Annotated in this window: 7 protein-coding genes; 1 reads left to right on the plus strand and 6 read right to left on the minus strand. The window is 69.0% G+C overall.

Annotation, left to right across the window (positions count from 1 at the left end; all coding sequences use genetic code 11):
• Positions 1-82: 82 nt before the first annotated feature.
• The 6 genes from VFX14_23785 to VFX14_23810 form a co-directional block, all read right to left on the minus strand.
• Positions 83-940 (minus strand): NAD(+)/NADH kinase, encoded by an 858-nt coding sequence (locus VFX14_23785; GenBank protein HEU5192714.1) that lies wholly within the window; start codon positions 938-940, stop codon positions 83-85.
• Positions 937-1,779: a TlyA family RNA methyltransferase gene (locus VFX14_23790; GenBank protein ID HEU5192715.1), complete on the minus strand. Its 843-nt coding sequence runs from the start codon at positions 1,777-1,779 to the stop codon at positions 937-939. Before VFX14_23790 ends, VFX14_23785 begins: the two co-directional genes overlap by 4 nt.
• Complete coding sequence (locus VFX14_23795; GenBank protein ID HEU5192716.1) at positions 1,776-4,283, minus strand: mannose-1-phosphate guanyltransferase; 2,508 nt, start codon at positions 4,281-4,283, stop codon at positions 1,776-1,778. Before VFX14_23795 ends, VFX14_23790 begins: the two co-directional genes overlap by 4 nt.
• A gap of 92 nt (positions 4,284-4,375) precedes the next feature.
• A complete protein-coding gene (locus VFX14_23800; protein ID HEU5192717.1) occupies positions 4,376-5,092 on the minus strand; it encodes a rhomboid family intramembrane serine protease in 717 nt (238 codons plus the stop codon).
• Positions 5,093-5,119: 27 nt separating this feature from the next.
• Positions 5,120-6,436, minus strand: coding sequence for a pitrilysin family protein (locus VFX14_23805; protein HEU5192718.1), 1,317 nt, complete (start codon positions 6,434-6,436; stop codon positions 5,120-5,122).
• Entirely contained in the window at positions 6,436-7,776 is a 1,341-nt protein-coding gene (locus VFX14_23810; protein ID HEU5192719.1) for a pitrilysin family protein, read from the minus strand. The genes VFX14_23805 and VFX14_23810 overlap by 1 nt, the downstream gene beginning before the upstream one ends.
• 306 nt (positions 7,777-8,082) lie before the next feature.
• On the opposite strand from VFX14_23810, the gene VFX14_23815 reads away from it, so the two are divergent.
• A partial coding sequence (locus VFX14_23815; protein HEU5192720.1) for a hypothetical protein occupies positions 8,083-8,500 on the plus strand: 418 nt, incomplete at its 3' end.

Genomic DNA, 8,500 nt, shown 5'->3' on the forward strand with positions numbered 1-8,500 from the left:
TTGCCGGCCGTTTGCTGGCATCCTACGGCCGACGAAGACGATGCCGCCAGTCGTATCCGGCCGGAGACGCCCCGCGCCCGGCCTACCGCTCGCCCCACTTGAGCTTGGTCCGCAGCACCGAGAAGAAATGCTTCTGCGGAACGCGGAGGAGGCGAATGCGGGCCGCGGCCTGGCGGATCTCGACGCGATCGCCGCGCTTGAGATGGAACCCCACCTGGCCGTCCATCGTGAGCATCACATCCTGGTCCGACTGCAGCGTCACGTCGATGGGCTGGCCGCCCGGCAGCACGATGGGCCGGTTGGTGAGTGTGTGCGAGCAGATGGGCGTGAGCACGATCGCGTCCATGGTGGGGAACACGATGGGCCCACCGGCCGAGAGACAGTAGGCGGTGGACCCGGTCGGGGTCGAGACGATGAGCCCGTCGGCGCGGTAGGCGGTGGCGAACTGTCCCTGCACCGAGACGTCGAGGTTGATGATCCGGCTCATCGCGGACTTGGTGATGACTACGTCGTTGAGCGCGACGTACTCGCTCAGCCGCTCCCCCTGGCGGGTGACGCGGGCGGCGAGCATCATCCGCTCCTCCACAAGTAGCTCGCCGCGGAGCATGGCCTCCAGGGCCGGGAACAGCTCGTCGACGGTCAGCGCGGTGAGAAAGCCCAGGCCGCCCAGGTTGACCCCGAGGATGGGCACGTTGAGGTCGCCGACCAGCCTCGCCATCGACAGGAGAGTGCCGTCTCCCCCGAGCACGAGCAGCACGTCCACCTGGGCCGGCAGCTCCGGCTTGGCCGCCGCGGGCGCGCTGGCGGTAGGCACCAACCCCGCCGTCTCCTTCTCCAACACGGGAGAAAGCTGACGCTCCGCGCACCATTCGAGGATGCGCGGCAGGGCGGTTCGCGCCTCCTCGCGATCGGTCTTGGCCACGATGCCGATGCGCTTCATGCGTCCGCGCCGCTCCGGCGAGTCTCGGCCTCGATGCGCGCGTCCAGATCGCTCACGCTCTCTCCTTGCACGAGGTGAAGGAAGAATTCGCGATTGCCCGCGGGGCCGCGGAGGGGCGAGCGGGTGACACCCCGCGTGCCCCAGCCCGCGCGGGCCGAGAAGGCGGCGACGCGCTCGAGCACGCGGCGGTGTTGGGCCGGATCGCGCACCACGCCACCCTTGCCGACCTGCCCCTTGCCGACTTCGAACTGGGGCTTGACCAGCGCCACCGCCTCGCCACCCACCGCGAGCACGCCGAAGACGGCGGGCAGTACCTTCTCCAGCGAGATGAAGGAAACGTCCACCGTCGTGAGGGTGGGCGGCTGGGGGAAATCCGCCGGCGCGAGGCTCCGCGCGTTGATCCGATCGCGGACCTCCACGCGCGGGTCGGCGCGGAGACTCGCATCGAGCTGGTGGCTGCCCACGTCCAGCGCGATCACGCGCGCCGCCCCGGCCTCGAGCAGGCAGTCGGTGAAGCCGCCGGTGGAGGCGCCCGCGTCCAGGCACACCCGCCCGCGCACATCGATACCGAAGACGGTGAGCGCGTGGGCCAGCTTGTGCCCCCCGCGGCTCACATAGCGCGCGGGCGCCAGCACCTCGATGCGGCTGCTCTCGGTGACGAGCGCGCCGGCCTTGTCTGCCCGGCGGCCGTCCACCAGCACCCCACCGGCCAGGATCAGGCGCGCGGCCTTCTCGCGCGTGGGCGCGAGGCCGCGCGCCGCGAGCGCAGCGTCCAGGCGCGTCTTGGAGCGCCGGCCGGTGACCGTGCTCATGACCGCGTTCCGCTGCGCGCCGCTCATGCGGGCTCCCGGCGCCAGCCCGTGATCCGATCGCGGAACTCCTCGGCCAGGGCGCGGGCCCGCTCGCGGTCGGGCGCTTCCGCGACCACGTGGAAGCAGGCCCGGTCCGCGTCCGGGATCGCGGCGACCCACTCGTCCCCGCGCCGTACGCGCACGCCCTCGATGAGCTCGACGTCCTCGCCCTTGGTGGCCTCCATGAGGCGCCGCATGACCGTGCCCTTGCGTTCGTTGGGGCACGGCACCTCGAGCCGGACGATATGGCTTTCGGGCACGGCCCGCGTGAGCTGGTGCAGGCGCACGTCGAGGCGCGCCATCATCTCGAGGATGCGGACCACCGCGGCCATTCCGTCGAAGGCGGGCTGGAAGCGCGGGAAGATGAAGCCGCCCTGCTCCTCCCCTACCAGCACCACGTCCTCACCGAGCGCGGCCTCGGTAAGCGCGCGGGGGGTGCCCCGCGACCGCGTGAGCGCGAAGCCATGCTCCTCGGCCAGCCGATCGAGCGTGCGCGAGGCGGTCACCGGCACCACGATGCGGCCGGTCGGTTGCGTCCGCATCACGAGCAGGGAGACCAGCGCGAGCGCCAGGTCCCCGGGGATGATTTCGCCCTTCTCGTCGACCAAGAAGACCTTTTCCGCGCCCGTGTCCAGGAGGACGCCGAGGTCGGCGCCGAGGGTGCGCCCGATGTTGGAGAGCTGGCTCAGCGAGCGCTGGAATTCCTCGGCGGTCTTTGTGATACGGCTCTCGTCGAGATAGGCGTTGAGCGAGATCACGTCCACGCCGAGCGCGCCGAGCACGCCGGGGAAGATCGCGGACGCCGAGCCGAACGCGTAGTCCAGCACCATGCGGAGGCCGGCCCGCCGGATCACATCGGCGTCCACCGACTTGAGCAGGCCGTCCCGATAGCGGTCGGTGCCCGCGTGAGGGAAGGTGAGCACACCGGTCTCTTCCATGGGGGCACGGTAGAAATCCTCCATGAAGAAGAGCCGCTCCACCGACTTCTCGCGATCGGGGGGGACCTCGACGCCGCGAGGATCGTAGAACTTGATGTCGACGAGCTGAGGATCGTACGGAGACTTCCGGACGTGCACCCCGCCGGCGTGTCCCAGCGCGGAGATCTGGTACCGCACCACCGACACCGGCGCCACGCCGAGATCCTGGACGTCGACGCCCACCGAGAGCAGCCCAGCCATGAGCGCTCGGTTGATCATGCGCGAGGCCTTGTGGTGGTCGCGGCTGGTGATCATGGTGCGCCGCTTGCCGACCGTCGCGCCGAACGCGGCGCCCAGCTTGGCCGCGAACTCCGGTGAGATCTCGATGTTGGCGAGGCCGGAGACGCCGTAGCGCCCGAAGATGGAGCGGCTCCACCGCTCGGACCATACGAGGCTCATGGCGAGCGTCGCGCCGTCCTCCACCTCCTTGTAGGGCCACACCTTGGCGTTGGCCTTCACGGTGCTCGACTCGCCGATGCGTGCGTAGTCGCCGATGACCACGCCCTCGGCGACGAAGGCGTTGGCGCGGATCTGGGCGCGCGTGCCCACGATGGCCTCCTTGACCCGCGCGCTGGGCCCCACGTCCACGTGGTCCCAGAGCACACTGCCCTCGATGTCGGCTCCCGCCGCGATCATGCACTCGGGTCCCACCACGCAGTTGGCGAGGCGTACGCCCGGCGCGACCTGTGCGCCCGCCCCGATGATGACGGAGCCGGAGAGCTTGGTGAGGAAGTCCACGCGCGCGCCCTCCCCCACCCAGACGCTGTGCTCGGGCCCCTGGCTGTGCGTACCGGGAATCTCGACGCCGACCCGGCCCTGGAGCAGGTCGAGATGGGCGGTCCGGTACTCGGTGAGGTCGCCCACGTCGCGCCAATAGCCCTCGGCCACGTGCCCGTAGAGCGGCCGGCCGGAGGCGAGAAGCGCGGGGAAGAGCTCGCGGCCGAAGTCGTAGGGACGGCCGGAGGGGACGGCGGCGAGCACGCTCGGGCCGAGGATGTAGATTCCGGTGTTGATGGTGTCGCTGAAGACCTCGCCCCAGGACGGCTTCTCGAGGAAGCGGACGATGCGGCCGGATTCGTCGGTAATGACGATGCCGTAGGCTAGTGGCGAGTCCACACGCGTGAGCACGATGGTCGCCTCGGCGCCGCGCTCCCGGTGCGATCGCACCGCGGCCTGGAGATCGAAGTCTGTCAGGACATCACCCGAGATCACGAGCACCGGCTCCCCCAGCTCGCCCGCCGCGAACTTCACCGCGCCCGCCGTGCCCAGGTCGGCGGTGGGCGTCGCATAGGTCATGCGCACGCCCCATCGGCTGCCGTCACCGAAATGTCCCGTGATCGTCTCGGGAAGGAAATAGAGGAGCACGAGGAGATCGGTGAAGCCGTGCCGCTTCAGCAATCGGACGGTGTGCTCCATGATGGGCACATTGCCGACGGGCACGAGCGGCTTCGGGATGTGGGTGGTGAGTGGCCGCAGACGGGTTCCGAAGCCGCCGGCCATGATGACTGCCTTCATTCCCATCTCCTCGCCCTGGAAGGTCGCGCGGTCTCGCCGCGCCGACGTTGGGGAGCGCAGTCAGTATAGCGGAAGAGTCGGCAGCCGGGAAACTAAGCGAGGCGCGGCTCGCCGCGCGGGCGCAGGACGAATAGCAGCACGACGCCCGCGATGAATCCGCCCACGTGGGCCCAGAACGCCACCCCGCCCCCGGGCTCGCCTCCGGTGGCGACCCCGAGGGTCATGAAGCCGCTGAAGAACTGCACCACGACCCAGAAGCCGAGCACGATGAGCGCCGGGATGTGCACGAGGCGGACGAAGAATCCGATGATCAGCAGGGTGAGGATGCGCGCGTGCGGGAACAGGAGGAGGTAGGCCCCCAGGACCCCGGCGACCGCGCCACTGGCGCCGATCATGGGAATCATCGAGCTCGGCGCGATCGCGGTCTGGGCCAGCGCGGCGGCGAGGCCGCTCAACAGGTAGAAGATGATGAAGCGGAAGTGGCCGAGCGTGTCCTCGACGTTGTCGCCGAAGATCCACAGGTAGAGCATGTTCCCGCCCACGTGCAGCAGACCCCCGTGAAGAAACATGGAGCTCAGGATCGTGACGTACGGAGACGGCAGGCCCGCGACCGGATCCACGCAGGCGCCGGTGAGCCGGCAGGGGATGAGGCCGAATTCCTCGATGAACTCCTGGGCCGCCCGCGCCGCTCCGGGGCTCCCGATGCCCAAGGAAACCTGATAGAGGAAGGCGAGGACGTTGAGGGCGATGAGCAGCACGGTGATAAACGGGAATGTGCGGCTGGGAATGTCGTCCTTGAGGGGGAACATGCCGTCGGGCCCGGAGTCCCTGGTGCCTCAGCGAGGCGCGGGGCGAAGGCTGACGATAGCGGGCGCGGCGAGGTAGGTCTGCGCGACGCGCAAGACCTCGTCGGCCGTCACGCTCTCCACCGCCTTCACGTATCGATCGGCGAAGTCGTAGCCCACGCCGGTGGCCTCGAAGAAGGCCTGATACCAGGCGAGGCGGGCGTTGGTACGCCGGTCCAGGTTGAACTGGCCCAGGAGGAACGACTTCGCGCGCGCCAGCTCCTCCGGGGTCACGCGCTCGCGCCCCATGCGCCCGAGCTCGCGGAGCATGCCCTCTTCAGCCCGATCCGCATTGGCGGGGGCCGTCCCGAGATAGACGACGAGCACGCTCGGATCCACCCGGGAAGGATTGATGGCGCCCGTCGAGTAGGCGAGCCCCTGCTTGTCCCGGAGCTCGGTGAAGAGCCGGCCCGCCATGCCTCCTCCCAGCGCCACCGAGAGCACCTTCATGGCCGCGTAGTCCTTGCTGGCGATGCCCGGCCCCAGGAAGGCTACCATCACCTGCGCCTGGGCGGCGGGATAGGAGACGAGATCCCGACCACCCGCTGACGCCGGCGCGACGGCGCGATCGGGTATGGTCCCCTCGCCCGCCGGCATCGCGCCGAACAAACGTCGCACCTCGGCTACCACCTCCCGTGCGGACACCTCGCCGCTCACGGACACGATGGTGCGGTCCCCACGATAGAAGCGCCGGTAGTGCTCGAGCAGCGCGGCGCGATCGACACGGGCCACCACCGGGCTGCGGCCGAGCACCGGCAGCGCGTAGGCGTGCGGCCCGTAGACACGCTCCATCATGGTGTCGTAGGCGCGCTGGAAGGGCTGATCCGCTCGGCTCCTGATGGCGCTCTGGACCGAGCGCCGCTCGGACTCGATCTCGCGCTCGGGCAGCGCTGGCCGGAGAGTCACGTCGGCGATCAGCTCGAGGAGCCGGCGCCAGTTCCGGGCCAGGGCCGCGCCACGCACTTCCGAGTTGTCCACGTCACCCGAGGCGCTGATGCCGCCGCCCATCTCCTCCGCTTCCTCGGCGATCTGGAGGGCGGTGCGGCTGGCAGTTCCCTTCACGAGGACCTGCTGGAGGAGATTGGTGATACCGGCGTTCTCCGCGGTCTCCCATCGCGAGCCAACCCGGACCATCACGGAGACCGCGACCACCGGGACGCTGGGATTCTCACGCACGAGCACGGTGACACCGTTGTCCATGCGGTCCCGCCGGATCGGTTCGTCCGCGCGCGCTGGCGCCCATCCGCCGTCGGTCAGCACGAGGAGCATCAGCACGAGGAGCATCAGCCCGACGAGTCTCGGCCTCATCATGGCCGGTCCCGCGGGACGAGCGCGAGGCGCGCGTGCTGGGCGCCGAGGTACCGCCGTGCCGCCGCCTGGATCTGCTCCCGGGTCACCGAGCGGATGCCATCGAGGTACTTGATCTCGCCCTCGAGGCTCCAGAGGGTTTCGGCCATCCCGTAAGCGTAGGCGCGACCCTCCGCGGTCTCGATGGAGAACAGGTGCCGGCTCTCCGCCGCGGTCACCGCGCGGTCGCGCTCAGCCTGGGTCACGCCCTCGTCCTGGATGCGCTTGACCTCGGCCAGCACCGCTGCCTCCACCTTGTCGAGATCGTCCGGCTCGAAGAGAGCGCTCACGCCGATCATGCCGGCGCCCTGGAGCGCGCTGTACGAGGCCCGCACTGAGCTGACGAGCTGTTGCCGCTCACGCAACGCCTGGTTCAACCTCGATGTCTGCGAGCCGCCCAGGATGTGCGCGAGCAGATCCGCCGCGAACATGTCGGAGGCGCCCAGGACCGGGGCAAGCCAGGCGAGGCCGAGAGAGCCCTGGCGCTCCGGCCGGGGGCGCACTTCGCGATACGAGTCGTCCAGAGGACGAGGCGCCGGAGGCGTCGCGCGCCGATACCCCTGGGCGGGAACGCTCGCGAAGGCCCTCAGCGCCGCGACTCGGACCTGAGCGGGATCAACAGCACCTACGACGACTAGCGTCATGTTGTCGGGCACGTAGTGCTGCTTGTAATAGCCGCGGAGGGTCTCCTGGGACGACGCCTGCAACATCTCACGGTCTCCGAGCACCGGGTGGCCATAGGGCTCGCCCCGGAACGTCAGATAGAAGAGGCGGCGCCCTAGGAAGGTACGGAGATTGTCCTCGCCCAGCCGCATTTCCTCGAAGACGACCTCGCGCTCCCGGGCCAGCTCGCCCGGGTCGAACGCGGAATTGAAGGCCATGTCGGCGAGGATCTCGATGCCCTGAGTGGCGCGGGACGCAGGCAGAAGGATGTAGTAGAAGGTGTAGTCCCATGAGGTGCCCGCATTCGTGCGGCCGCCGACTGACTCGATGTCGCGATCCACGAAACCCGGCCCCCGCGTTGCAGTACCCTTGAAGAGCATGTGCTCCGCAAAATGTGAAAAGCCGCGCTCGGCTGGGAACTCGTCACGGCCCCCAACGCCCACCCACAAGTGCAGCGCGACTACGTCGCTCACCCGATGTTCCTGGACAATCAGGCGCATGCCGTTGGGCAGCACTTCCCGCATGGGTCCCTGGGAAGCGGATGGGGGGTTGCCGGAGGGCGCGCTAGAGCAAGCGGAGCCGAAAAGGGTCGCCGCCGCCACGATGAGGGCAAAACCGGCGCCACGGCGAACTTTCATCTCGATGAAGCCTAACAGACTCGACTACCCCTCTCAAGGTTGGGGGAGACAGCCTCCTCTGTGGAGCTCGGCAGACAGTTTGGCGAAGTGCCCTGAGCTCGAAGCCGGGCAGAAAGCCCCGCGGTCATGGGGGGGCAAGGAGATCCCGTCCAGTAAGTGGCTGATATACAAAGGCCGTTGGGTCATAAAGCCTGATGGCATCCCTCCTGCACTTTGTCCATGCGATTCGCCGGAAGGTTCGGCAGAGCTCGGTGGCGGAGTGGCGGTAGGGCAGTTAACCAATCGGAAAGGAAAGGGTACAACGAGATGAAGAAGGTCTTGGCGACAATGACTAGTGCGGTGTTCCTGGCGTCGCTCTCGGTGACGGTCAGCTCCGCTCAGACGAGCTGCCCGCCTGAGGTGGCCCAGGCAAAGACCCTGCTCGAGCAGCGTCAGCAGGTCTCGCGCACGCAGGACGTGAACGCGCCCCGCTCGCTGGCTGGCGCGCGGACGCAGGACGTGAACGCGCCCCGCACGCAGGATGTCAACGCTCCTCGCGTTCAGGAAGTCCAGGCGCCCCGCTCGCTGGCTGGCGCGCGGACGCAGGATGTGAACGCGCCCCGGACGCAGGATGTCAACGCGCCCCGGCAGCAGAACGTCAACGCCCCGCGGACGCAGGACGTGAACGCGCCCCGGACGCAGGATGTGAACGCGCCCCGGACGCAGGATGTGAACGCGCCCCGGC

It is taken from the genome of Candidatus Methylomirabilota bacterium, assembly GCA_035764725.1.
GTDB lineage: Bacteria > Methylomirabilota > Methylomirabilia > Rokubacteriales > CSP1-6 > DASRWT01.